This is a genomic window from Streptomyces sp. Tu6071, assembly GCF_000213055.1.
Taxonomy (GTDB): Bacteria; Actinomycetota; Actinomycetes; order Streptomycetales; family Streptomycetaceae; genus Streptomyces; species Streptomyces evansiae.
Genome location: NZ_CM001165.1, coordinates 3,032,772 through 3,056,201, shown reverse-complemented (window position 1 = coordinate 3,056,201; position 23,430 = coordinate 3,032,772). Strand labels below are relative to the sequence as shown.

Sequence of the window (23,430 nt, the reverse complement as noted above, 5' to 3'; positions counted from 1 at the left end):
CCCCGGGCCTACCGCTCCCCGCCGCCCCGCCGTCCTGTCACGCGCCGTCCCGCGCGGTCGTCGCCCCGGTCCCGCCACGGGAGTTCGGCCGTGATCGTCGTGGGACCGCCGCGCGGGGAGTTGATGACGAAGAGGCCGTCGACCGCGCCGAGGCGCTCGGCGAGGCCCGCCATCCCCGTACCGCCGTCGAGCGAGGCGCCCCCGTGCCCGTCGTCGTGCACCTGGAGGAGCAGCCGGTCGCTCGCGCGCCACACCTCGACCGCCGCCGTCCGCGCCCCGCTGTGCTTGCTCACGTTCTGGAGCAGCTCGGAGACGGTGAAGTACGCGATGCCCTCGATCGCCTCGGCGGGCCGCTGCCGCAGGTCCACCTCGACCCGTACCGGCACGGTGCAGCGCGCCGCGACCGCCGAGAGCGCCGCGTCGAGGCCCCGGTCGGTCAGGACGGCCGGGTGGATGCCGCGTGCGAGGTCGCGCAGCTCCTGCAGGGCGAGCTTCACCTCGCCGTGCGCCTCCTCGACCATGAGCGCCGCCGCCTCGGGGTCCTCGATGACCTTCTCCTTCGCGAGCCCGAGGCCCATCGCGAGCGCCACGAGCCGCGCCTGCGCCCCGTCGTGCAGATCGCGCTCGATGCGCCGCAGGTCCGCCGCCGCCGTGTCGACCACGACGCCGCGCCCCGACTCCAGTTCCGCGATGCGGCGCTCCAGCTCGTCCGAGGGCGAGAGCAGCCCCCGGACCATCGCCCGGTCCGCGTTCGCCATGCCCCGTACGAGATAACCGAGCACGGGCCACAGCGCGAAGAACGACACCAGCGACACCGTGAACGTGACGATGCCCCACGGCAGCCGGATCACCGAGTACAGCGCGGCGCGCCACCCCACCGGGTCCTTCACGCCGTCCCACAGCCGCCCGAGCACCCCGCCGCCGCTGCCGCCGCCGCGCGGGATCGGGCTCGGCTCGTCGATCCGCACCCCGAGCAGCCGCCGCGCCCGCCCCCGCTCCGCGCTGCCAAGGAGCCGCGCCCCGCGCAGACCGAGGACGAGCACGGGCAGGCCGATGACCGTCACGGCGAGCCCGACCCCGAGCGAGACGAACAGGACGCTGTAGAGGAAGCCGAGGACGGTGGCCGGGAGATTGGCCAGCAGGTGCGCGAACTCCTTCCACGTCGCCCCCCGGTAGGCGAGGCCCACGGGGGGCGGAGCGCCGGGGTCGCGCTGGTCCTGGGAGGTCACCGATGCGGTCATGGCCCCAGCCTGCCCGTTCGCCGTGACGGACGCCATGAGGTCGCCCGGACCGGGGGAGGGGGGAAATCCCCACCGTCCCCACCGCCCCCGCCATCGGTCCGCTTCCGCCCCGGACCTCACTGCTTACCGTTTCTTTAGCAGGCCCTAGACTCCCGTGGGTGCCCGTGCGGGCACGGAGCGGGCCAGACCAGGCGGCGGGAACCGGCGGAGTGGAGGACGGACGTGGTGGAACATCTGAGTCCCCCGGCTGTTCCCCCGAGTGCGCACGGTGTCCCCCCCGGTACCTCCGGGGTTTCCCTGAGTGAGCACGGCGGCGCCGTCTCCCTCGCCTCCGGCTACTTCCACGCGTACACGCTCGTCGGCGTCATCACCGCCGCCGGGGTGCTCTTCGTGGCCTTCGCCTTCGCGGCCGGGCGCCTGCTGCGGCCCGTCGTGCCGACACGCGAGAAGTTCCTGACGTACGAGTGCGGGGTCGACCCGGTCGGCGAGGGCTGGGCGCACACCCAGGTCCGCTACTACGTCTACGCGTTCCTCTACGTGATCTTCGCCGTGGACTCGATCTTCCTCTTCCCCTGGGCCACGGTCTTCGCCGCGCCCGGCTACGGGGCGACGACGCTCGTCGAGATGTTCGTCTTCCTCGGCTTCCTCGCCATCGGACTCCTCTACGCCTGGAAGAAGGGCGTCCTGGAATGGACGTGACCCCTGTGCCCACCACCGCCGTTCCGGCCCCCGTGGACCTCCCCGACCCCACCGCGCCGCCCGCCGGGACGACGGGCGTGCTCTCGCGGCTCGCCCCGCAGCCCATGAAGGTCGTCCTCAACTGGGGCCGCCGCTACAGCCTGTGGGTCTTCAACTTCGGCCTCGCCTGCTGCGCGATCGAGTTCATCGCCGCGTCGATGTCCCGCCACGACTTCATCCGCCTCGGCGTCATCCCCTTCGCGCCGGGCCCCCGCCAGGCCGACCTGATGGTCGTCTCGGGCACCGTCACGGACAAGATGGCCCCCGCGGTCAAGCGCCTGTACGAGCAGATGCCCGAGCCGAAGTACGTCATCTCCTTCGGCGCCTGCTCCAACTGCGGCGGCCCGTACTGGGACTCGTACTCCGTCACGAAGGGCGTCGACCAGATCATCCCCGTCGACGTGTACGTGCCGGGCTGCCCGCCCCGCCCCGAGGCGCTGCTGCAGGGCATCCTCAAGCTCCAGGAGAAGATCGCGCACGAGTCGCCCGCCGAGCGGTACGGGCGCCGCGCCCCGGTGGCCGCGCTCCGCAGCGGGCTCGTCAAGCCGCCGGAGGGGGAGCGGTGACCGGCTGGCTCCCGGGAGCGGCCGAGGAGGTCTTCGGCACGGGCGCGAGCGCCGAGGAGGCGTACGGCCTGCTGACCGTCGACGTCCCGGCGGACGCGTGGACGGCCTCGCTCGACACGGCCCGCCGGATCCTGGGCTGCACGTACTTCGACTGGCTCTCGGCCGTCGACGAACCCGGTACGGGCTTCCGGGTATGCGCGCACGTCGTCGCGCTCGCTCCCGTGCGGCGCCTGCTGCTCCGCACGACCGTGCCCCACGAGACGCCCGCACTCGCCTCGGCCGTCGGCGTCTACGCGGGCGCCGCCTGGCACGAACGCGAGACGCACGAGATGTTCGGCCTGCGCTTCGAGGGCCACCCGGGCCTGACCCCGCTCCTGCTCCCGGAGACCTTCGAGGGCCACCCCCTGCGCAAGGACTTCGTCCTCGCGGCGCGCGTCGCGAAGGCATGGCCGGGCGCTAAGGAACCGGGCGAATCGGGCCACGGCACCCCTAAGCGGCGCCAGATGCTGCCGCCGGGCGTCCCCGACCCCAACGAGTGGGGCCCCTCGAAGGGCCAGCTCCCCGAGGCACCCGCCCGCCCTGCCCGCCGCACCCGCACGGCCGGGGGAGCGGCGGCGGGTACGGGAGCGGCGGCGCGTACGGGTACGGGTGCCGGGCCGGGTACGGGTGCCGGGCCGGGTACGGGGGCCACGCCGGGCGCGGGCGCGGGGGAAGGCGCCCCGGCCCGCCGCAGCCGCTCGGCCTCGGCCGGGTCGGCATCACAGCGCGAGGAGCCGGGCGCCGCCCCGGCCCGCCGCTCGCGTACGGCCTCGGAGGGTTCGGCGACGCAGCGGACGGAGCCGGGCCCCGCCCCCGCGCGCCGCTCCCGTACCGCCTCCGAGGGCTCCGCGACGCAGCGCCGCGAGACCACCGAGAGCGGCGCGACCCCGGCGGGCAGCCCCGACGCCCCCTGGCACCACGCACGCCCGGCCTTCGAGGACACGCGGCCGAGCGGGGAGGCGGCGGGGGAGCGGGAGAAACCTCGTACCGGCACCCCTGGCGCCGAGGCGGGCACCCGTGGCGCTGAGGCTGGTACCGAAGCCGATGCCGCGTCACGTGCCGGGAAAACTCCGGCTGAGGAGCCTGGAACCGAGGAGCCTGGAACCGAGGAGCCTCGGAGCGAGGAGCCCGGGACCGAGGAGTCTCGGGCTGAGGAGCCCGGCGCCGAGGACGGGCGTTCCGAGGGGCATCGTTCCGAGGAGGGTGGGCCCGAGGGCCCGCGTTCCGAGGGCCCCGGCCCTCAAGATCCCCAGGTCCCCCGCCCCGAAGACGTCCCGACCGAAGACCCCCCGACCCAAGACCCCCGTCCCGAGAACCCCGCCGGAGGCGAGCCCGCGTGAACGACGTCCTCGGTGACGCCCTGCGACTCGTCCTTGTCTTCGCCGGGTTCCTCGTGCTGCCGCTCGCCGTCGGGCAGGCCGAGCACAAGGTCATGGCGCACATGCAGGGGCGGCTCGGGCCCATGTTCGCCGGTGGGTTCCACGGCTGGGCCCAGCTCATGGCGGACGGGGTGAAGTTCGCGCAGAAGGAGGACATCGTCCCGGCCGACGCGGACCGGCGGATCTTCCGGCTCGCGCCCGCCGTCGCGCTGCTCCCGTACCTCCTCGTGCTGCTCGTGGTCCCGGTCGGGCCCGGGGACAGCGCGGTCGGCACCGTCGTGGACGCGGGCATCTTCTTCGCGCTCGCCGTCATGGGCGTCGGCGTGCTCGGCTCACTCATGGCCGGCTGGGCCTCGGCGAACAAGTTCTCGTTGCTCGGCGGCCTCCGTACCGCCGCGCAACTCCTGTCCTACGAACTCCCGATGCTCCTCGCCGCCGCGTCCGTCGCGATGGCGGCGGGCACGGTCTCGCTGCCCGGCATCCTCGGCGCGTTCCACTGGTGGTGGGTGCCCTGGCAGATCATCGGGGCCTTCGTCTTCTTCGTCGCCGGGCTCGCGGAGCTGCAACGGCCGCCGTTCGACATGCCGGTCGCCGACTCGGAGATCATCTTCGGCGCGTACACGGAGTACACCGGCCTGCGCTTCGCGCTCTTCCTGCTCGCCGAGTACGCCGGGATCGTCATCCTGTGCGGCCTCACGACCGTCCTCTTCCTCGGCGGCTGGCACGGCCCCTTCGGCGGCGACGGCCTCGGCTGGCTGTGGACGCTCCTGAAGACGGCGCTGCTCGCCTTCGTCGTCATCTGGCTGCGCGTCAGCTACCCCCGTCTCCGCGAGGACCAGCTCCAGAAGCTCTCCTGGACGCTGCTCGTCCCGCTCGCCCTCGCCCAGATCGCCCTCACCGGCGTCGTCAAAGTGGTGATCTCCTAGATGCCCCCGATTCCCGGCACGGGTCTGGCCAAGGGCCTCGCCGTCACCCTCCGCACGATGACGCGCAAGTCCGTCACCGCGCAGTACCCCGACACGCTCCCGCCGCTGCCCCCGCGCAGCCGGGGCGTCATCGGGCTCTTCGAGGAGAACTGCACGGTCTGCATGCTGTGCGCGCGCGAGTGCCCCGACTGGTGCATCTACATCGACTCGCACAAGGAGACGGTGCCCCCGGCCGCGCCCGGCGGGCGCGAGCGCAGCCGCAACGTCCTCGACCGCTTCGCCATCGATTTCTCGCTCTGTATGTACTGCGGCATCTGCATCGAGGTCTGCCCCTTCGACGCGCTGTTCTGGTCCCCCGAGTTCGAGTACGCGGAGACGGACATCCACGAGCTCACGCACGAGCGCGACAAGCTCCGCGAGTGGATGTGGACGGTCCCCGAGCCCCCGGCCGTGGACCCGGCGGCGGAGGAGCCGAAGGAACTGGTGGCGGCGCGCAAGGCCGCCGAGAAGGCGGAGTCCGCCGCGCCGGTACGGTCCGGGGGCGCGCACCCCGCGACGGGTGAGGAGCCGCGCCCGTGATCACGCTCCTGGCCGCAGCGCCCGCGACGGGCACCGCCCCGCAGGGCTTCCTCTCCCCGACCGGCGTCGAGATCGCCTTCGTCCTCTTCGGCCTGCTGACCTTCGGCGCCGCGCTCGTCACCGTCACGACGAAGCAGCTCGTGCACGCCGCGCTGTGGCTCGTCGTGACGCTCGGCGGCCTCGCGGTCGAGTACCTGCTGCTCACGGCGGAGTTCATCGCGTGGGTGCAGGTCCTCATCTATGTGGGCTCGGTCGTCGTCCTGCTCCTCTTCGGCCTCATGCTGACGCGCGCCCCGATCGGCCGCTCCGACGACGCCGACTCCAGGAACCGCCCGCTCGCCGCCGCCGTCGCGCTCCTGGCCGCGGCGGGCCTCGTCTGGGTCGTCACGGACGCCTTCCGCACGACGTACATCCACCTCGACGGCGCACACCCGCAGGGCACCACGGCCGTCACGGGAGCCTTCCTCTTCCGCCACTGGGTCCTCCCCTTCGAAGCCCTCTCGGTCCTCCTCCTCGCCGCCCTGGTCGGCGCGATCGTCCTCTCCCGCAGGCGCGACGACGGCGGCACCCCGCCGCGCAAGCCGAAGCCGCGCCCGCGCACGAGGGCGGGGACGGCGCGGGGGGCGGGGACCTCGCGTACGGGGGCCGGGACGTTCCGTACGGGCACGTCACGCAAGGCGGCGGGTACCTCGCCCACGGGTACCTCGCCCACGGGTACCTCGCCCACGGGGACGGACACGCCGCCGCAGGCCCCGCGTCCGGAGGAGTCGCGCTGATGCATCTCGTCTATCCGGCCGTGCTCTCGGCCCTCCTCTTCTGCACCGGGGTGTACGGGGTGCTCGCGCGGCGCAACGCGATCCTCGTGCTGATGTCCGTCGAGCTGATGCTCAACGCCGTCAACCTCGACCTCGTCGCCTTCGACGTCTGGCTCCGCGACACCCTCCACGCGGGCCAGGCGCTCACCCTCTTCACCATCGCGATCGCCGCCGCCGAGATCGGCATCGGTCTCGCCGTCGTCCTCGCCGTGTACCGCGCGAGGGGCACGATCGCCGTCGACGCCCTGCGCGACACCGCCGAGCCCCCGTACGGCCCCGAGGACCCCGGGGCCCCCGAAGGTCCCGGCAGCACGGACCCGGCCGCCCCCGGCACGCGCACCCCCGGAGCAGCCGCGTGAACACCACGACCCTCGCCGTTCTCGTCCCCCTCCTGCCGTTCCTCGGCGGGATCGCCGGGCTGCTCATCGGGCGCGGTGCCGCGGGGCTCGTACGCCCCCTCGCCGTCCTGCCCGCCGCCGCGAGCGCCGTGCTCGCCGTCCTCGTCGCCGTCCGCCAGGGCGGCGGCGCGACGATCGACGCCGCGACCCGGCTCACCCCGACCGGCGCCGCCCCCGTCGACCTCGCCCTCCACCTCGACGGCTTCGCCGTCCTCGTCGCGGTCCTCGTCACCGTCGTCTCGACGTGCGTGCAGCTCTACTCGACCGGCTACCTCCGCGAGGACCCCCGCTACTCCTCGTACGCCGCGCTCGTCTCGCTCTTCACCTCCGCGATGCTCCTCGTCGTCTACTCCGGCGACCTCATGGTGCTGCTCGTCGGCTGGGAGGTCATGGGCATCTGCTCGTACTTCCTCATCGGGCACTACTGGGAGACCCCCGAGGCCCGCTCCGCCTCGCTCAAGGCGTTCCTCGTCACCAAGCTCGGCGACGTCCCCTTCCTCTTCGGCCTCTTCGCGCTCGCCGCCGACACCGGCTCCTTCCGCATCACCGAGGTCCTGCACGCCGTCACCCACGGCGGGCTCGACCACCCCACGCTCATCGCGCTGCTCCTGCTGTGCGGCGTCGTCGGCAAGTCCGCGCAGTTCCCGCTGCACACGTGGCTCCCCGACGCGATGGCCGGGCCCACGCCCGTCTCCGCGCTCATCCACGCGGCGACGATGGTCGCCGCCGGGGTCTACCTCGTCGCCCGCCTCCTGCCCGTCTTCACCTCCTCCGCCGCCGCGCTCGTCGTCCTCGCCGTCCTCGCCGCCGTGACGATGGTCGGCTCCGGGCTCGCCGCGCTCGCCCAGGACGACATCAAGCGCGTCCTCGCCTACTCGACCGCGGGCCAGCTCGGCTACATGACCGGCGCCCTCGCCGTCGGCGACCGGGGCGCCGCCGTCTTCCACCTCCTCTCGCACGGCGCCTTCAAGGCGCTCCTCTTCCTCGCGGCGGGCGTCGTCATCCACGCCGCGGGGACGAACTCGCTCGCGGCCATGTCCCGGATGCCGGGCCTGCGCCGCGCCGTCCTCGACGCCTACTGGACGATGACGGTCGCGCTCCTCGCGCTCGCCGCGATCCCCCCGTTCACCGGCTTCTTCTCCAAGGAGGCCGTGCTCGGCGCCGCCGAGCACGCCGCCACCGGGCACGCCCACGGCATCCCCACCGCCGCCGGCTGGCTCGTCCTCGTCGCCGGACTCGCCACCGCCCTCCTCACCGGCGCCTACGCGACCCGCTTGTGGCTCCTCCTGGGCGCACGCGAGACACCCGAAGCCGCCGAAGCGCGCGAGGCCGCCGAAGCCTCCGCAGCCTCAGGGGTCGCCCGCGAGGCCACCGCGTCCGCCCCCGCCCACGGCCACCCCGGGACCCCCCGCGTCATGAACGCCGTCCTCTGGCTCCTCGCGATCCCCACCTTCCTCTTCGGCCTCACCGCCTGGGCCCTCCCCGACTGGTTCGACGGCCGCGACCTCGCGCCGACGCTCACCACCTCCGTCCTCGGCACCGGCGTCGCCCTCGTCGGCGGCCTCCTCACCTACGCCGCCTGGCGCCACACCAAGGCCCTCGCCGCGCGCTACCCGCTCGGCGCCGTCGCCGCCGACCCCGAGGGCGACGCGGGCCGCACCGAGGCCCAGGCCATCGCGAGCCGCCCCGCCGCCTACGGCGCCCCCGGCGGCACCGAGGACCCCGCCGACCCGGGCCGCCTCCTCCTCGGCGGCCTCCACCGCCACGCGGCCACCGGCTTCCACCTCGACCGGCTCCACAGCGCGCTCGCCGTCACCCCCGTCCGGGCAGGCGCCAAGCTCGTCCGCTTCCTGGACACGGCCGTCGTCGACACCTACGTCCGCGCCGCCGCCGCACTCCCCAAGCTCCTGGGCGCCGCCGCACGGCGCGCCCAGACCGGCAACATCCAGACGTACCTGGGCGCGCTGATCGCCGCAGCCGCCCTCCTGACCTGCGCGGTCGTCCTCTACGCGGCGGGAGCCTGAACCGTGGCCCACCTCCTCGGCGCCCTCGCGCCGCACGCACTCCGGGCAAGCGCGAGCGCCCCCGGTATCGCGGGCACCCCGCCCGCCCCCGCGGGCACGAGCCACCTCGCGGGCGCCCCGGCCGACCTCGCGAGCGGCGCCCTCCTCGGCCTCGGCGACACCGTCCAGTCCGTCCTGCTCCTGCTCGTCGTCCTCGGCCCCCTCGTCGGCGCCGTCGCGGCCCTCCTCCCCGCCCCGCCCGGACTGCGCGGTCGCGGCCCCGAGCAGGCCGTGCTGCGCCACGGCGTCACCGTCTCCGCCGTGATCCTCGTCGCCGCGCTGCTCCTCGCCCTCGGCTTCGACCGCGACCGGGCCGCCCACATCCAGGCGAGCACGGACGTGAGCTGGATCGCCGCGTACGACATCCGCTTCCACCTCGGCGTCGACGGCATCTCGCTGCCCCTCCTCGTCCTCACCGCCCTCCTCACCTTCCTCTGTGCCCTGCACAGCTACTTCCGGCCGCCCAAGGGCGGCACCCCCCGCGCCTTCGTGGCGCTGCTGCTGCTGCTCGAAGGCGGCGCGCTCGCCGCCTTCGCCGTGCTCGACCTCGTGCTCTTCTTCGTCGCCTTTGAGACCGTCCTGGTCCCGATGTACTTCCTCATCGCCCGCTGGGGCGGCGCCAAGCGGGAACAGGCCGCCTGGAAGTTCATCCTCTTCACCCTGGTCGGCTCCGCCGTCATGCTCCTCGGGCTGCTTCTGATCGGCCTGAGGGCGGGCACGTTCGACATGGTGGCACTCGCCACTGACAACGGCTCAGGTCTCAGCAAGTCCGTGCAGGTCACGGCCGTTCTGGCGATCGGTCTGGGCCTCGCGGTCAAGTCCCCGATGTGGCCGCTGCACAGCTGGCTGCCCGCCGCGCACACCGCCGCTCCCACGGCAGGTTCGGTCATGCTCGCCGGGGTCCTGCTGAAGATGGGCACGTACGGCTTCGTCCGCGTCGCGATCCCCGTCGCGCCCGAGGGCATGAAGGTCTTCGCGCCCTGGCTCGCGGTCCTCGCGGCGGCAGGCATCGTGTGGGGCTCGCTCGCGTGCCTCCAGCTCGTCCGGCGCGGCTCGGGCGGCGACCTCAAGCGCCTCGTCGCGTACTCGTCGGTGGGCCACATGGGCTTCGTCCTGCTCGGCATCGCGAGCATGACCCCGCAGGGCCTCAACGGCGCGCTCTTCGCGAACATCGCCCACGGCCTCATCACCGGCCTGCTGTTCTTCCTCGTCGGCGGCGTCAAGGACCGCGCGGGCACCTCCGTCCTCGACCGCCTCAGCGGCTCCGCGGGAGCGGCGCTCTACGGCCGCGCCCCGCGCTACGCCGTCCTGCTCGCCTTCGCAGCCGTCGCCTCGCTCGGCCTCCCGGGCCTCGCGGGCTTCTGGGGCGAGATGCTCACGATGTACGGGGCCTTCGACCCGGCGAGCGGCCTCCCCCGCGCCACGTACCTGACCTGCATGGCCGTGGCCGGGTTCGGCACGCTCCTCACCGCCGCGTACCTGCTCCTCGTCGTCCGCCGCCTGTGCATGGGCCCGGCCCCCCTCCGGGACAATTCCCTCCTTCCGGTGAATTCCTCCCTGGGGGAGGACCCCGGTCCCGCGCACGCCGAGAAGGCCGCGCCCGCCACCGCGCCCGTCCCCGCACGCGGTGCGGACGAGCCCGCGCCCCTCCTCCTCGACACCCCGCCGACCCCCGCCGCGCCCTACGAGCCGCCCGCCCTCGCCGAGCGCCCCTTCCCCGAGCTGAGCGCCCCCGAGGCGGTCGCCTGGACGCCGCTCGTCGCCCTCACCGTCCTCGCCGGGCTCTGGCCCGCGCTCCTCATCGGCCTCAGCGACCCGGCCGTCCACAAGCTGCTCACCGGAGGCGCGGCATGACCACCCTCGTGCAGTCCGTCGACTGGCTCGCCATCGCCCCGCCCGCGCTCACCGCCGTCGTCGCGCTCGTCCTCCTCGTCGCCGACCTCTTCCTCCCCGAGGCGCGCAAACCCCTCCTCGGGGCCGGTGCCGTCGCGGGCCTCGCGCTCGCCCTCCTGAGCCTCCTCCCGCTCCTCGACGGCGACCGCGCGACCTTCTGCGTCGAGAAGGCCGGGTGCGGTTACCGCGCGGACCACTTCGCGCTCACCGTGCAGCTCCTCGTCCTCGGCGGCGCGCTCCTCACCGCGCTCCTCTCCTTCGGCGCCGTGCGCGCGCAGCGCCTCCCGGCGGGCGAGTACTGGTTCCTGCTGCTCTCCTCCGCCGCCGGGGCGGCGCTGCTCCCCGCCGCGCGCGACCTCGCGACGCTCATCGTCGCCCTGGAGGTCGCGACGCTCCCGTCCTTCGCGCTCGTCGGCCTGCGCCACGGCGAGCGCCGCTCCGCCGAAGCGGCCCTCAAGTTCTTCCTCTCCTCCGTCACCGCGACCGCCGTGACCCTTCTCGGCACGGCCTTCGTCTACGCGAGCACGGGCAGCGTCCACCTCGACGCGATCGCGGCGGCCCTCGGCGACGTCGACCCCCAGCTCCGCACCCTCGCCCGCGTCGGCGTCGTCCTCACCCTCGTCGGCTTCGCCTTCAAGACCGCGGCCGTCCCCTTCCACTTCTGGGTCCCCGACACCTACACGGGCGCCCCGCTCCCGGTCGCCGCGTACCTCTCCGTGGTCGGCAAGGCGGTCGGCTTCTCGGGCCTCGCGCTCGTCACCGTGCGCGCCTTCCCCTCGTACGGGAACGTCTGGGGCCCCGCCCTCGCGGTCCTCGCGGCGCTCACGATGACGATCGGCAACGCCGCGGCGCTCCGCCAGGACCCCACGCGCTCCTTCAGCGCCGTGCGCCTCCTCGCGTGGTCCTCGATCGGCCAGGCCGGCTACCTGCTCGTCCCGCTCGCCTCGGCCGCGTACACGGACCGCCCGGCGCACGCGCTCGGCGCGACGCTCGCCTACGCGCTCATGTACGCGGCGGTCAACCTCGGCTCGTTCGCCGCCGTGGCCCTCCTCGCGCGCGGACGCCTCGCCGACTTCCGGGGCCTGTACGCGCGCAACCCCGCGCTCGCCCTCCTCCTCGCCTTCTTCCTCCTGTGCCTCGCCGGACTCCCGCCGGGCCTCGCGGGCCTCTTCGCGAAGCTCGCCGTCTTCGAGGCCGCGATCGACGCGGGCCTCGGCTGGCTCGCGGTCGTCACGGCCGTCAACGTCGCGATCGCTCTCGTCTACTACCTCCGCTGGACGGCGTCCCTCTTCCGTACGACACCGGAACCGGCCACGGACGCGGCTCGGAACGCCGCACCGGACACGCGGGACCTACCGGCAGCCGGAGGCGGGACCGACACGGCCGGGACCGTCACAGCCGGGACCGCCACGGCCGTACGCGAGAAGGCGTCCGCAGAGGCGCCCACCCGCCGCCCCCTCGCCCTCGTGACCGCCCTGGGCCTCTGCGGCCTCCTCGCCGTCGCCCTCTCGGCGGCCCCGCAGCTGATCCTCCGCCTCGCGGACGTCAAGCTCTTCTGAGCCACCTCACCCGTACGGACGACAGCCGCGCCCCCGCCGACCGGGGAACCTGAGCCGCTCGCCTGGCGTTGACCAGTAACGAAGGGTCCACTTGACCCAGGTCCACCGGGCGCTGACCGCTGGAAGCGCCAGGAAGGGTTCCCCCGCCGCACGACTTGGAGGGCGTACCGTGCACCGTCGGCACAATGGCTTGAAGACCGCTGTCCTTCTCGGGGGCCTGTCCGCGCTCATCCTCGTCATCGGCTCCTTCTTCGGCCGGACGGGGCTGATCATCGCGCTCCTCGTCGCGATCGGCACGAACGCCTACGCGTACTGGAACAGCGACAAGCTCGCGCTGCGCGCCATGCGGGCCAGGCCCGTCAGCGAGTTCGAGGCCCCCGGGCTCTACCGGATCGTGCGTGAGCTGTCCACCGAGGCCCGCCAGCCCATGCCGCGCCTGTACATCTCGCCCACCGAGGCCCCCAACGCCTTCGCCACCGGGCGCAACCCGCGCAACGCCGCCGTGTGCTGCACCGACGGCATCCTGCGCATCCTCGACGAGCGCGAGCTGCGCGGGGTCCTCGGGCATGAGCTGAGCCACGTCTACAACCGGGACATCCTCATCTCCTCGGTCGCGGGCGCCCTCGCCTCCGTGATCATGTTCCTGGTCAACTTCGCCTGGCTGATCCCGATCGGCCGTTCGGACGACGACGAGGGCCCCGGGCTCGTCGGGCTGCTCCTGACGATGCTCCTCGGCCCGCTCGCCGCCTCGCTCATCCAGCTCGCCATCAGCCGCTCCCGCGAGTACCAGGCGGACGCCTCCGGGGCTCAGCTCACCGGCGACCCGCTCGCCCTCGCCTCCGCGCTCCGCAAGCTCGACGCGGGCACGAAGCAGCTCCCGCTGCCCTCCGAGCCGCGCATCGAGACGGCGAGCCACATGATGATCGCCAACCCCTTCCGTCCCGGCCAGGGGCTGACGAGCATGTTCTCCACGCACCCGCCGATGGCGGAGCGCATCCAGCGCCTGGAGCGGATGGCGGGCGGCGGCGACCAGCGCCCCTGACAGCCGCCACCGCCGGGCGCGTCACCGGCCTGGCGTCTGTCACCGGCCCGGCGTGTGTCCCCGCCTTGGCGCGCGTCACCGGCCCGGCGTATGTCCCCGACCCGGCGCGCGTCACCAGCTCCGTGCCTCGCCCGGACGCGCCGCGAAGGGCTGGTCGCTCGGGACGACCTCGCGCCCGAGCGGCATGAGCGAGATCGGGATGAGCTTGAGGTTCGCCCACCCGAAGGGGATGCCGATGATCGAGACGAAGAGCGGGATGCTCGTCAGCAGGTGACCGAGCGCCAGCCACCAGCCGGCGAAGACCACCCAGATCACGTTGCCGACGAAGGAGGGCGCCCCCGCGTCCGGGCGCTCGACCGTGGTGCGCCCGAAGGGCCACAGCACGTAGCCCGCGATGCGGAAGCTGGCGATCCCGAACGGGATCGTGATGATGAAGACGCAGCAGATGAGCCCCGCGAGCAGATAGCCGAGGGCCATCCAGATGCCGCAGAAGATCAGCCACAGCAGGTTGAGCACGAGATTGAGCAGTTTCACGAGGGTCGCCTTTCGTCGCTGACGCGTCCGTGCCGCATCCGTTCCGGGTCCGGGGTCTTCTCCCCACCTCTACCAACGGTGAGGACGCCGCCAAGCGCCGCGCGCCTGCTTTGTTGCGCGATCGGGAAGCGGGCGCGCGGCCGGTGACACGACCGTGACACCTTCGGGTCAACCTCGCAGGTGATCACGTACGTCCCCATGGGTAGAGCCCCCCGAAAGCAAAACGATCAGGAGTGGGACGCACATGGGCATCATCAGCTGGATCATCCTCGGCCTCCTGGCGGGAGCGGTCGCGAAGATCCTCCTCCCGGGCCGCGACCCGGGCGGCCTCGTCGGCACGACCCTCATCGGCATCGTCGGTGCCTTCCTCGGCGGCTGGATCTCGTCCCGCTTCCTGGACCACCCGATCTCGAAGGACTTCTACGATTTGCCCACCTGGATCTCGGCGGTCGGCGGCTCCCTCGTCCTCCTCATCGGCTACCGCCTGATCTTCGGCAACTCGCGGGACTGAGCCGGGGGCCCGGTACGGGCGCGGGGCGGTACGGGTGAGGGGCGGCGCACCGCGTGTGCGCCGCCCCTCACCCGTACCACCCGCGCCCGTCGCCTACCGGTAGTTGACGAACTGGAGCGCGAAGTCGAAGTCCTTGCCCTTCAGCAGGGCGATGACGGACTGGAGGTCGTCGCGGCTCTTCGAGGAGACCCGCAGCTCATCGCCCTGGACCTGGGCCTTGATGCCCTTGGGACCCTCGTCGCGGATGATCTTCGCGACCTTCTTGGCGTTGTCCTGCGAGATGCCTTCCTCGACGGAGGCGAAGAGCTTGTACTCCTTGCCGGAGATCTGCGGCTCGCCCGCGTCCAGCGACTTCAGCGAGATGCCCCGCTTCACCAGCTTGGACTGGAAGACGTCCAGGATCGCCTTCACGCGCTCCTCGGAGTTCGCCTCCATGAGGATCTTCTCGCCCGACCACGCGATCGACGCGCCCACGCCCTTGAAGTCGTAGCGCTGCGAGATCTCCTTGGCGGCCTGGTTGAGGGCGTTGTCGACCTCCTGCCGCTCGACCTTCGAGACGATGTCGAAACTGGAGTCGGCCATGTTCCTGTGGCTCCTTGGCTCGGATTGCCCGTATGACGGAGGGCAGCGACCCCCAGCGGGCCGCAGCCCCAAAGCCTAGTCACCCCACCCCCCGCCCACCCCGGACAACCGGGTGGCGAAGCACCCCCCACCATCAGGTATTGTTTTCCCCGTTGGAAGGACACCCCCGGCCCCGCGCCGGACGCCCGACCAGCAATCCCAGGCGGTGTGGCTCAGCCTTCCCAGGTTCGAATCCTGGCGCCGCCACACGGAGCGAGAGGCCCGGTGGCCAACCGAAAGGTTGGCCACCGGGCCTCTTCGTCGTTTCCGGGGGAGGCGTGGTCCTGTGTGCCACCTGTGGAGGACGTGTTCGTTTACCTCTACCACGGTGACCTCAAGGGGAAGGCCGTGAAGGACGGCGAGAACATCATCCCCCCGGGTGGCACCACATGCTGCGAACGCGATGCCAAGCACGCGCGCTGTGAGGGCGAGTTGTTCATCGACCCGCACCCGGCCAAGTACTCGGTCGACTCCAACAGCGACGCCACGACGTGGAAGACCGCCATCGGCCTGACGCTCTTCACCCGTGACGACCAGCTCAAGACGCATGAGACGGAGACCCGCCCCTACACCGTCCAGCTCAAGCGCGCGGCCAGGACCACCACCAACGCCACCCCGGAGCCCGTCAGCAAGGGCAAGAAGGTCACCGTCACGGGCAAGGTGACCCGGGCGAACTGGGGCACGAAGAAGTACGACGCCTACAGCGGCCGTACCGTCAGCCTCCAGTTCCGCGCCAAGGGCGCCAAGACGTACAAGACGCTCAAGAAGGCCACGAGAAACGGCACGGGGAACCTGAGGACCACGGTGACCGCCGGCGTCGACGGTTACTACCGCTGGGTCTACTACGGCAACACCACGACCGGCGCCGCCACGAGCACCGCCGATGACGTCGACGTGCGCTGACGCCCCGCCACCCGCCGCCCCGCGCCGTGCGGGACCGGCAAGCCCACCCCCTGTCGGTCGCACCCGCCACACTTGTCCCCATGGCTGAGCGTCGTGCGTGTCCCGAGTGTCGTCGTGAGATCGCTGTCGTGGGTGGGCGGGTGGCCCGGCACGATGCGCCGGGGACGCGGGCCGCCGGGGGGCTGGAGTCGTGCCGGGGGTCGCGGCGGTACGTCGGGGTCTCGGCCGGGCAGGACGCTCTCGACGGGTTCGTCGTGCCTGATTTCCCGGGGCAGATGCCGCTCTGGTGAGGGCCGGGCCTCAGGGGGTCTTCGCGAGACGGACCGCCGTGTCGACGGGGGTCGGGCCCGAGATCAGCTCCAGGGTCAGGCCCGCCGAGGCGGGGGACCGGGCCAGGGCGTGGAGGACCGCGGCCACGTCGTCGCGGGGCACCTCGCCGTAGCCCGTGCTCGTGGAGAGGGCCACCTCGCCCGTGCCGGGAGCGTCCGTGAGGCGACCGGGGCGCAGGATCGTCCAGTCCAGGCCCGTCCGCGCGCGGATCGCGTCGTCCGCCGCGCCCTTCGCGCGCAGGTACACGTCGAAGACCTCGTCGCCCTCGTGCGCCGCGTCCGCGCCCATCGAGGAGACCATCAGGAAGCGCCGCACACCCGCGCGTTCGGCCGCGTCCGCGAGGAGCACCGCCCCGTCGCGGTCCATCGTGTCCTTGCGGTCCCGCCCGCTGTCGGGGCCCGCCCCCGCCGCGAACACCGCGACGTCCGCGCCGGCGAGCGCCTGCGCCACCTCGTCGACCGTCGCCGACTCCAGGTCGCACACCACCGCCCGCGCGCCCGCGAGTTCCAGGTCGCCCGCCTGCTCCGGGTTCCGGATCAGACCGACCGCCTCGTCACCGCGCCCGGCGAGCAGTCGCTCCAGCCGCAACGCGATCTGACCATGTCCTCCTGCGATCACCATGCGCATGGCTCCGACGGTACGCCCGTACGGGGCCGGGCGCCGCTCAGGAGGCCGGGGCGTACGGCGAAGCCCGGGGCGTACGGCGGAGGTCAGTGCGTGCGGCGCGGGGCCCGGCTCTGGCGGGGGAGGTCGAGGCCCGCGGCGGAGTCGCAGTACTCCCGTACCGCGCTCGTCCGCGCCACGACGCGCCCCCGGTGCACGACGAGCCGCCCGTACGCGAGCGAGAGCGCGCCCGAGAGCTGGTCGCCGCGCACCGCGAGCAGCTCGGCGGGGAAGCCCGCCTCGACCCGTACCTCCGGCAGGCCGAGCAGCGCGCGGGCCGTCGCGGAGATTGCCGCGTACGCCTCCCCGGGGCGCAGCCCGTGCTGCGAGGCGAGGAGGTAGGCGGCCTCCAGGGGGTCGCCGCGGCCCACCGGGTTCGCCTGGTCGCGCAGCGCCCCGCTGCCGGCCGCGACCGCGACCCCGGCCGCGCGAAGCAGCCGTACGGGCGCGCTCGTCGCCCCGCGCCGCTCGGTGCCGCAGCAGTCGCCCTGCGGCAGCGCGACGACCGCGATCCCGGCCGCGGCGAGCGATTCCGCCGCGCGCCCGGCGACCTTGTCGGGCAGCCGCGCGAGCCCGCCGCAGGGCCCGAGCGTCACCCCCGGACGCAGTCCGCCCGCCATCGCGGCGAGCCGCGCGAGGCGCACCGGGTCGTCGGCGGCGGTGTGCAGGTCGACGGGGCAGCCGTGCTCGGCGGCGACGGCGAGCAGCGTCTCGGTGTAGCCCGTGGGATCGGGGTCGAGGTCGGGGCAGCCGCCCACGACGGCCGCGCCCATCTTCACCGCGTCGCGCAGCTGCGCGCGCCCCTCCGCGCCCGCGACCCCGGTGAGCAGGCGGGGCACGGCGACGACGGACAGCTCGGCGAGGCCGTGCAGCGCGGTACGGGTCTGGAGCACCGCTTCGAGCGCGGTGAGGCCCTGGACGTCGCCGACCCGGACGTGGGCGCGCTGGGCCGTGGCGCCGTGGCCGAGCTGGAGGAGAGCCGCCTCGGTGGCGCGGGAGCGCACCGCGCGGGGGCTGTCCTCGGGCGGGCCCGCGGTGAGCGCGGTGAGCGCGGTGTCGGCGTGCGCGTGCGGTTCGGCGGGGGCGGGGAGGAGGAGCCAGCCGCCGAGGTCGACCGTGTGCGCCCCGCCCGCGGCCAGGCTGCCGACGGTGCCCACGGCCTCGATACGGCCGCGGGCGAGGCGGACGTCCACGGTGCGCCCGTCGCTCAGCCGCGCGCCGCTGAGCAGCAGGCCGGCGCCGGGGCCGCCGCTGCCGCCGGGGAGGCGGGAAGAGGGCGGAGGGCTGTCGGGCATCGTGCTCCCGTGGTCGGGTACTCGCTCCCGTGGGTCGGGTACTCGCGGAATGTGATCACCCCGTGATCACCCAGAGTGGGCACGAGCCTAGGGCTCCCTCCTCGCGACGACGAGCAGGAGGGCAATAGTCGTACCGGCGGAATGTCCCGGTGCCGCGCATCGGCCCGGCACCGGGCGCCCCGGCGCTCGCGCAGGTCACAGGCGTACGGGGGGCGGTACGCGGGGTGGAGCGGCGCGGGCGCGCACCACCGGGACCGGCCGCGGTAAGGATTTGGGCGAACGGCCCGCGAGCGTGTAATGTCTTCCTCGCTCGCCCCAATAGCTCAGTCGGCAGAGCGTCTCCATGGTAAGGAGAAGGTCAACGGTTCGATTCCGTTTTGGGGCTCTGGTGTGAAGAGATCCCCGTCCTTGTGGGACGGGGGCCGCACTCACACCGAGGCGGTGTAGCTCAGTCGGTAGAGCAAGCGGCTCATAATCGCTGTGTCACCGGTTCAAGTCCGGTCACCGCTACTGACAGTAGCCGATTGTGGGGTCGGTCCTTCGGTCGGCTACTCTTTCCTGCGTTAATCGTTTTCTATCCGTTCGTCAAGGAGCACTCACGTGGCTGCCACCGACGTCCGCCCGAAGATCACGCTGGCCTGCGTGGAGTGCAAGGAGCGGAACTACATCACCAAGAAGAACCGGCGTAATGACCCGGATCGTCTTGAACTCAAGAAGCACTGCCCGCGCTGCAACAAGCACACGGCGCACCGCGAGACCCGCTGACCTTCCGGTCACGGACCTCTCGCATCAGGCTCGTTCGCGAGGCCGTTCCCTTCGGGGAGCGGCCTTTCGGCGTTTCCGGGTGCGGATGAGGAACGGAAGCGCGTCCGCGCGTACCGGGTACCTCCGAAGATGCGCGCCCCCGGGTGCCAGACGCGTCCACGGGCACGATGCCGGGCTCTCCTCGGGCGCCCCGCGCCGCTCGTGAGACGCTGGGGCGCCGCGCTACGCCACGTACCGCCGCGTACACGTATGCGCGTACAGCCACGTACAGCCGAGACCGGGAGGTGGGACGGCGCATGGCGCTCGACCAGTCCTTCGTGGGGCGGAGTTATCCGCCCGTCGATTCCTACGAGGTGGGGCGGGAGAAGATCCGCGAGTTCGCGCGCGCGATCGGTGACGAGAACCCCGCGTACACCGACCCCGAGGCCGCCCGGAAGCTCGGGCACGAGGACGTGATCGCCCCGCCGACCTTCGTGTTCGCCGTCACGTACGGTGCCGCGGCCCAGGTCGTCCAGGACCCCGCGCTCGGGCTCGACTACAGCCGCGTCGTGCACGGGGACCAGAAGTTCGCCTACGTGCGCCCGGTCCGGGCGGGGGACGTGCTGAGCGTCACCTCGACGATCGACACGATCAAGTCGCTCGCCGGCAACGACATCATCGACATCCGCGGCGAGGTGCACGACGCCGAGGGCGCACTCGTCGTGACGGCCGTGACGAAGCTCGTGGCCCGCGCGGCCGGGGAAGGGGAGAAGTGATGAGCGCCACCGTCGCCTACGCGGACGTCGAGGTCGGCACCGAGCTTCCCCCGGCGAGCTTCCCCGTGACCCGCGCCACGCTCGTCGCGTACGCGGGCGCCTCGGGGGACTTCAACCCCATCCACTGGAACGAGCGCTTCGCCAAGTCCGTGGGGCTCCCGGACGTCATCGCGCACGGCATGTTCACGATGGCCGAGGCCGTACGGGTCGTGACGGACTGGGCGGGCGACCCGGGCGCCGTCGTCGAGTACGGAGTGCGGTTCACGAAGCCGGTCGTCGTGCCCGACGACGACGAGGGGGCCGTCATTGAGGTGAGCGGGAAGGTCGCCGCGAAGCTCGACGACGGGCTGGTGCGGGTGGACCTGCTGGCCACCAGTGCGGGGCAGAAGGTGCTGGGGATGAGCCGGGCGGTCGTCCGGCTGGCGTGAGCCCGGCCGGGGCCGGGCGGTCGCGTCCTCCGGCCCCGGCTCCGTGCCCGCCTTGCCAAGTTAGTGATTGAGTACTAACTTTCCTTCCGTGGTCAGGATGAGTGCTGAGGAGCGGCGCGTGAGCGCCATCCGTGCCGCCGTCGTCGAATTCGCCGAGCGGGGGTACGAGGGGACGTCGACCGAGTCCATCGCGCAACGGGTCGGGGTCTCGCAGCCGTATCTGTTCCGGCTGTTCAAGAACAAGCGGGAGCTCTTCCTCGCCGCCGCCGCGTACTCCATGCGCGAGACGATGCGCGTCTTCGAGGAGGCCGCCGACGCCGTGGGCGACGAGGGGCCGAAGGCCGCGATGGGGGCGGCGTACAAGGAACTCATCGAGCGGCGCCCCGAGTTCCCGCAGATGTTCCTGCGGATCTACGGGCAGGCCGCCGCCGCGCGCGGCGCGGGGGACGAGGAGTTCGCCGAGGAACTGCGGCGGGACTGGACCGAGCTGTGGGACTTCCTGCTGCTGCGGCTCGGCGGGGACGCCGAGGAGGCCGCGCAGTTCATGGCGATGGGCATGCTGATCAACAACCTCGTCTCGCTCGGTTTCCCGCCTGCGCACCACGTGTGGTGCGGGTTCGAGGAGAAGGACGTGCCCGTCGCGAAGGAGTTCCAGGGGTAGGGGGCCGCGACGGGGCGGGCTCCCGTCCGGGGCGGGCGCGCGTCCGCTCCGTGCTCCCGTCCGCTCCACCTTCCCGCTTCTCCTTGGCCGTCGCTCTCGTCCGTCTCGTGAAGTTAGTGATCGATAACTAAAACGCAGGTGTCTGGGGGACACAGAACATGACACGCACACCGAGCAAGCGGCCCGTCTTCTGGGTGCTGCTCATCACCGGGATCGCGGGCTTCATGGCCGCGCTCGACAACCTCGTCGTCACCAACGCCCTGCCCTCGATCCGCGCCGATCTCGGCGGCGGCGCGGGGGACCTGGAGTGGACGGTGAGCGCCTACACGCTGACCTTCGCGGTGCTCATGCTCTTCGGGGCCGCGCTCGGGGACCGCTTCGGGCGACGCCGGATGTTCCTGGCGGGCGTCGCGCTCTTCACGCTCGCCTCGGGGCTCGCGGGCTTCGCGCAGGGGATAGGCCAGCTCATCGCCGCGCGCGCCGTGCAGGGCGTCGGCGCGGCGGTCATGATGCCGCTCATCCTCACGCTCATCGCGGCGGCCGTTCCCGCCGGGCGGCGCGGGATGGCGTACGGCATCACGGGCGCCGTCAACGGTCTCGCGGTCGCGACCGGGCCGCTCATCGGCGGCACCCTCACCGAGCACATCTCGTGGCACTGGATCTTCTGGCTCAACGTGCCGCTCGGCGCCCTGCTGCTGGTCCTCGCCCCGCTGCGGCTCGGCGAGTCGACCGCGCCCGGGGCACGCCTGGACCTGCCGGGGACGCTCCTGGTCAGCGGCGGGCTCTTCGGGATCGTGTACGCGCTCATCAACGGCAACGGGGACGGCTGGACCAGCGCGCCCGTGCTCGGCGGCCTCCTCGCGGGGACCGCGCTGCTCGCCGGGTTCGTCGTCTGGGAACTGCGCTCGCGGCGCCCCATGGTGCCGATGCGGCTCTTCCGGGGACGGGCCTTCAACGCGATCAACGGCGTCAGCCTGCTGATGTTCCTCGGCATGTTCGGCTCGGTCTTCCTGCTCAGCCAGGCCCTCCAGCTCGTACAGGGCTGGTCGCCGACCGAGGCGGGCCTGCGGATGCTGCCGTGGACGGGGATGCCGATGCTCGTCGCGCCGGTCGCGGGGCTGCTCAGCGACCGCTTCGGCGGGCGCCGCGTGGTCGCCGCCGGGCTGTTCCTCCAGGGGATCGCGCTCGGCTGGTTCGCGTACCTCTTCGACGCGGGGGTCTCGTACGCGGAGCTGCTCCCCGGGATGATCCTCGGCGGCATCGGGATGGCGCTCTACTTCGCGCCCGCCGCGGCCCTCGTCATGGACAGCGTGCGCCCCGCCGAGGCGGGGATCGCCTCCGGCGTGAACAACGCGGTCCGCGAGGTCGGCGGGGCGCTCGGCATCGCCGTCCTGAGTGCCGTGTTCACCACGCGGGGCGGGTACGGGAGCGCCGCGGACTTCCTGGACGGGCTCACCCCGGCCCTGTGGGCGGGCACGGGCGGAGTGCTCCTGGGGGCGGTGATCGCGCTGCTGATCCCGCGCGGCGGCGGCGCGGGGACGCGTCCGGAGCCGGGCGGAACGGCGCTCGCGGACAGCGCCGAGCGAGTTGCCGTCTAGGGCGCGCGGGCCGGTGGCCGCAGGTGGAGCGACACCCGCCGCCACCGCTCCACGTACGCTGAAGCCGTGCAGGAACTCCACGACGCTCCCCTCGCCCCGCTCACCACGCTCCGGCTCGGCGGCACCGCGCGCCGCCTCGTCACGGCACACACCGACGCCGAGATCGTCGAGACCGTCCGCGCCGCCGACACGGCGGGCGAACCGCTGCTCGTGATCGGCGGCGGCAGCAATCTCGTCATCGGCGACAAGGGCTTCGACGGCACCGCGCTGCGCATCGCGACGACCGGCCGCACCCTGGACGGCACCCGGCTCGAAGTCGCCGCCGGGGAGACCTGGGGCGAGACCGTCGCCGCCTCCGTCGCCGCCGGGCTCGCCGGGATCGAGTGCCTCGCGGGCATCCCGGGCTCGGCGGGGGCCACGCCGATCCAGAACGTCGGCGCGTACGGCCAGGAGGTCGCGCAGACCGTCACCGAAGTCCTCGCCTACGACCGCGCGAGCGGCGAGACGGTGACCGTCCCCGCCGCCGAGTGCGGCTTCGCGTACCGCTGGAGCCGCTTCAAGGCGGAGCCCGAGCGGTGGATCGTGCTGCGGGTGCGGTTCGCGCTGGAGGACGCCGACGGGCTCTCGGCGCCCGTGCGGTACGCGGAGACGGCGCGGGCGCTCGGCGTCGGGGTCGGCGAGCGCGTGCCGCTCGCGACCGCGCGCGACACGGTCCTGAAGCTGCGCGCGGGCAAGGGCATGGTGCTCGACCCCGCCGACCACGACACGTGGTCGGCGGGCTCCTTCTTCACCAACCCGCTGCTCACCGAGGCCGAGTTCGCCGCCTTCCTCGCCAAGGCGCACGCCCGCCTCGGCGAGGACGTCACGCCTCCCGCCTTCCCGGCGGGCGAAGGGCTCACGAAGACGTCGGCCGCCTGGCTCATCGACAAGGCCGGGTTCACGAAGGGCTACGGGAGCGGCGCCGCCCGTATCTCCACGAAGCACACGCTCGCCCTGACCAACCGCGGCGCCGCGAGCACCGAGGACCTGCTCGCCCTCGCGCGCGAGGTCGTGGCGGGCGTCCGCGAGACCTTCGGCGTGGAACTGGTCAACGAGCCGGTGATGGTGGGCGTGGGGCTGTAGACGGGA

24 protein-coding genes, 2 tRNA genes and 1 pseudogene are annotated in these 23,430 nt (G+C 73.1%); 22 read left to right on the top strand and 5 right to left on the bottom strand.

Annotated elements, in window-relative coordinates; genetic code table 11:
* Window positions 1–8: 8 nt before the first annotated feature.
* Window positions 9–1,241, bottom strand: coding sequence for a sensor histidine kinase (locus STTU_RS12465; RefSeq protein WP_007823227.1), 1,233 nt, complete (start codon window positions 1,239–1,241; stop codon window positions 9–11).
* A gap of 225 nt (window positions 1,242–1,466) precedes the next feature.
* Between STTU_RS12465 and STTU_RS12460 the strand changes: the two genes are divergently transcribed.
* The 11 genes from STTU_RS12460 (at window position 1,467) to htpX (ending at window position 13,238) form a co-directional block, all read left to right on the top strand.
* The gene (locus STTU_RS12460; RefSeq protein WP_043254997.1) at window positions 1,467–1,940 is read left to right on the top strand and encodes an NADH-quinone oxidoreductase subunit A; all 474 of its coding nucleotides are present in this window, start codon (window positions 1,467–1,469) and stop codon (window positions 1,938–1,940) included.
* A complete protein-coding gene (locus tag STTU_RS12455) occupies window positions 1,931–2,545 on the top strand; it encodes an NADH-quinone oxidoreductase subunit B (protein ID WP_010262141.1) in 615 nt (204 codons plus the stop codon). Before STTU_RS12460 ends, STTU_RS12455 begins: the two co-directional genes overlap by 10 nt.
* Window positions 2,542–3,924: an NADH-quinone oxidoreductase subunit C gene (locus STTU_RS12450; protein ID WP_043254995.1), complete on the top strand. Its 1,383-nt coding sequence runs from the start codon at window positions 2,542–2,544 to the stop codon at window positions 3,922–3,924. Before STTU_RS12455 ends, STTU_RS12450 begins: the two co-directional genes overlap by 4 nt.
* Window positions 3,921–4,889: a complex I subunit 1/NuoH family protein gene (locus STTU_RS12445; protein ID WP_043254993.1), complete on the top strand. Its 969-nt coding sequence runs from the start codon at window positions 3,921–3,923 to the stop codon at window positions 4,887–4,889. Before STTU_RS12450 ends, STTU_RS12445 begins: the two co-directional genes overlap by 4 nt.
* A complete protein-coding gene (locus STTU_RS12440; protein WP_007823208.1) occupies window positions 4,890–5,468 on the top strand; it encodes a NuoI/complex I 23 kDa subunit family protein in 579 nt (192 codons plus the stop codon). It abuts the gene before it with no gap.
* Window positions 5,465–6,244, top strand: a complete 780-nt coding sequence (locus STTU_RS12435; RefSeq protein ID WP_043254991.1) for an NADH-quinone oxidoreductase subunit J — start codon at window positions 5,465–5,467, stop codon at window positions 6,242–6,244. Before STTU_RS12440 ends, STTU_RS12435 begins: the two co-directional genes overlap by 4 nt.
* The gene (gene nuoK, locus STTU_RS12430) at window positions 6,244–6,642 is read left to right on the top strand and encodes an NADH-quinone oxidoreductase subunit NuoK (protein WP_007823205.1); all 399 of its coding nucleotides are present in this window, start codon (window positions 6,244–6,246) and stop codon (window positions 6,640–6,642) included. Before STTU_RS12435 ends, nuoK begins: the two co-directional genes overlap by 1 nt.
* Entirely contained in the window at window positions 6,639–8,705 is a 2,067-nt protein-coding gene (locus STTU_RS12425; RefSeq protein WP_043254990.1) for an NADH-quinone oxidoreductase subunit L, read from the top strand. Before nuoK ends, STTU_RS12425 begins: the two co-directional genes overlap by 4 nt.
* A 3-nt stretch (window positions 8,706–8,708) precedes the next feature.
* Window positions 8,709–10,598 carry a complex I subunit 4 family protein gene (locus tag STTU_RS12420; protein WP_007823199.1) on the top strand — a complete coding sequence of 630 codons (1,890 nt, stop codon included), beginning with the start codon at window positions 8,709–8,711 and terminating at the stop codon, window positions 10,596–10,598.
* Window positions 10,595–12,196 (top strand): NADH-quinone oxidoreductase subunit N, encoded by a 1,602-nt coding sequence (locus STTU_RS12415; protein WP_043254989.1) that lies wholly within the window; start codon window positions 10,595–10,597, stop codon window positions 12,194–12,196. The genes STTU_RS12420 and STTU_RS12415 overlap by 4 nt, the downstream gene beginning before the upstream one ends.
* Before the next feature lie 169 nt (window positions 12,197–12,365).
* Window positions 12,366–13,238, top strand: coding sequence for a zinc metalloprotease HtpX (gene htpX / locus STTU_RS12410; protein ID WP_007823197.1), 873 nt, complete (start codon window positions 12,366–12,368; stop codon window positions 13,236–13,238).
* Window positions 13,239–13,349: 111 nt separating this feature from the next.
* Here the strand turns inward: htpX and STTU_RS12405 are convergent, their stop codons facing one another.
* Window positions 13,350–13,772 carry a YccF domain-containing protein gene (locus STTU_RS12405; protein WP_007823196.1) on the bottom strand — a complete coding sequence of 141 codons (423 nt, stop codon included), beginning with the start codon at window positions 13,770–13,772 and terminating at the stop codon, window positions 13,350–13,352.
* Between the two features lie 244 nt (window positions 13,773–14,016).
* On the opposite strand from STTU_RS12405, the gene STTU_RS12400 reads away from it, so the two are divergent.
* Window positions 14,017–14,283, top strand: a complete 267-nt coding sequence (locus STTU_RS12400; RefSeq protein ID WP_007823195.1) for a GlsB/YeaQ/YmgE family stress response membrane protein — start codon at window positions 14,017–14,019, stop codon at window positions 14,281–14,283.
* Window positions 14,284–14,376: 93 nt separating this feature from the next.
* Here STTU_RS12400 and STTU_RS12395 read toward each other — a convergent pair whose 3' ends face one another.
* Entirely contained in the window at window positions 14,377–14,865 is a 489-nt protein-coding gene (locus STTU_RS12395; RefSeq protein ID WP_007823194.1) for a YajQ family cyclic di-GMP-binding protein, read from the bottom strand.
* 345 nt (window positions 14,866–15,210) lie between these two features.
* On the opposite strand from STTU_RS12395, the gene STTU_RS12390 reads away from it, so the two are divergent.
* Both STTU_RS12390 and STTU_RS35360 read left to right on the top strand, forming a co-directional pair.
* On the top strand, window positions 15,211–15,807 hold the full coding sequence (locus STTU_RS12390; protein WP_420713548.1) for a hypothetical protein: 597 nt from the start codon (window positions 15,211–15,213) through the stop codon (window positions 15,805–15,807).
* 80 nt (window positions 15,808–15,887) lie between these two features.
* A complete protein-coding gene (locus STTU_RS35360; RefSeq protein ID WP_007823192.1) occupies window positions 15,888–16,097 on the top strand; it encodes a hypothetical protein in 210 nt (69 codons plus the stop codon).
* Window positions 16,098–16,107: 10 nt separating this feature from the next.
* Here the strand turns inward: STTU_RS35360 and STTU_RS12380 are convergent, their stop codons facing one another.
* Both STTU_RS12380 and STTU_RS12375 read right to left on the bottom strand, forming a co-directional pair.
* Complete coding sequence (locus tag STTU_RS12380; protein WP_043254988.1) at window positions 16,108–16,764, bottom strand: SDR family oxidoreductase; 657 nt, start codon at window positions 16,762–16,764, stop codon at window positions 16,108–16,110.
* Between the two features lie 83 nt (window positions 16,765–16,847).
* Complete coding sequence (locus tag STTU_RS12375) at window positions 16,848–18,095, bottom strand: amidohydrolase family protein (RefSeq protein ID WP_007823190.1); 1,248 nt, start codon at window positions 18,093–18,095, stop codon at window positions 16,848–16,850.
* Window positions 18,096–18,407: 312 nt separating this feature from the next.
* On the opposite strand from STTU_RS12375, the gene STTU_RS12370 reads away from it, so the two are divergent.
* The 8 genes and pseudogenes from STTU_RS12370 to STTU_RS12335 all read left to right on the top strand — a co-directional run.
* Window positions 18,408–18,480: transfer RNA gene (locus tag STTU_RS12370), tRNA-Thr, on the top strand.
* 52 nt (window positions 18,481–18,532) lie between these two features.
* Window positions 18,533–18,605 (top strand) — tRNA-Met (locus STTU_RS12365).
* A 90-nt stretch (window positions 18,606–18,695) separates the two neighbouring features.
* Window positions 18,696–18,860 (top strand): 50S ribosomal protein L33, encoded by a 165-nt coding sequence (gene rpmG, locus STTU_RS12360; RefSeq protein ID WP_007823188.1) that lies wholly within the window; start codon window positions 18,696–18,698, stop codon window positions 18,858–18,860.
* A 296-nt stretch (window positions 18,861–19,156) separates the two neighbouring features.
* On the top strand, window positions 19,157–19,615 hold the full coding sequence (locus STTU_RS12355; protein WP_007823187.1) for a MaoC family dehydratase N-terminal domain-containing protein: 459 nt from the start codon (window positions 19,157–19,159) through the stop codon (window positions 19,613–19,615).
* Window positions 19,615–20,043, top strand: coding sequence for a MaoC family dehydratase (locus STTU_RS12350; RefSeq protein WP_007823186.1), 429 nt, complete (start codon window positions 19,615–19,617; stop codon window positions 20,041–20,043). The genes STTU_RS12355 and STTU_RS12350 overlap by 1 nt, the downstream gene beginning before the upstream one ends.
* 118 nt (window positions 20,044–20,161) lie before the next feature.
* Window positions 20,162–20,704 (top strand): TetR/AcrR family transcriptional regulator, encoded by a 543-nt coding sequence (locus STTU_RS12345; RefSeq protein WP_010262174.1) that lies wholly within the window; start codon window positions 20,162–20,164, stop codon window positions 20,702–20,704.
* 158 nt (window positions 20,705–20,862) lie between these two features.
* The gene (locus STTU_RS12340) at window positions 20,863–22,302 is read left to right on the top strand and encodes an MFS transporter (RefSeq protein WP_007823184.1); all 1,440 of its coding nucleotides are present in this window, start codon (window positions 20,863–20,865) and stop codon (window positions 22,300–22,302) included.
* 45 nt (window positions 22,303–22,347) lie between these two features.
* Window positions 22,348–23,424, top strand: a pseudogene (locus STTU_RS12335) (UDP-N-acetylmuramate dehydrogenase); the annotation flags it as partial.
* Window positions 23,425–23,430 lie beyond the last annotated feature (6 nt).

Coding starts and splice junctions, on each gene's coding strand:
- STTU_RS12465 (WP_007823227.1), bottom strand. CDS start 1,241: ATGACCGCATCGGTGACCTCCCAGGACCAGCGCGACCCCGGCGCTCCG.
- STTU_RS12455 (WP_010262141.1), top strand. CDS start 1,931: ATGGACGTGACCCCTGTGCCCACCACCGCCGTTCCGGCCCCCGTGGAC.
- STTU_RS12440 (WP_007823208.1), top strand. CDS start 4,890: ATGCCCCCGATTCCCGGCACGGGTCTGGCCAAGGGCCTCGCCGTCACC.
- nuoK (WP_007823205.1), top strand. CDS start 6,244: ATGCATCTCGTCTATCCGGCCGTGCTCTCGGCCCTCCTCTTCTGCACC.
- STTU_RS12415 (WP_043254989.1), top strand. CDS start 10,595: ATGACCACCCTCGTGCAGTCCGTCGACTGGCTCGCCATCGCCCCGCCC.
- STTU_RS12400 (WP_007823195.1), top strand. CDS start 14,017: ATGGGCATCATCAGCTGGATCATCCTCGGCCTCCTGGCGGGAGCGGTC.
- STTU_RS12395 (WP_007823194.1), bottom strand. CDS start 14,865: ATGGCCGACTCCAGTTTCGACATCGTCTCGAAGGTCGAGCGGCAGGAG.
- STTU_RS35360 (WP_007823192.1), top strand. CDS start 15,888: ATGGCTGAGCGTCGTGCGTGTCCCGAGTGTCGTCGTGAGATCGCTGTC.
- STTU_RS12380 (WP_043254988.1), bottom strand. CDS start 16,764: ATGCGCATGGTGATCGCAGGAGGACATGGTCAGATCGCGTTGCGGCTG.
- STTU_RS12375 (WP_007823190.1), bottom strand. CDS start 18,095: ATGCCCGACAGCCCTCCGCCCTCTTCCCGCCTCCCCGGCGGCAGCGGC.
- STTU_RS12355 (WP_007823187.1), top strand. CDS start 19,157: ATGGCGCTCGACCAGTCCTTCGTGGGGCGGAGTTATCCGCCCGTCGAT.
- STTU_RS12350 (WP_007823186.1), top strand. CDS start 19,615: ATGAGCGCCACCGTCGCCTACGCGGACGTCGAGGTCGGCACCGAGCTT.
- STTU_RS12340 (WP_007823184.1), top strand. CDS start 20,863: ATGACACGCACACCGAGCAAGCGGCCCGTCTTCTGGGTGCTGCTCATC.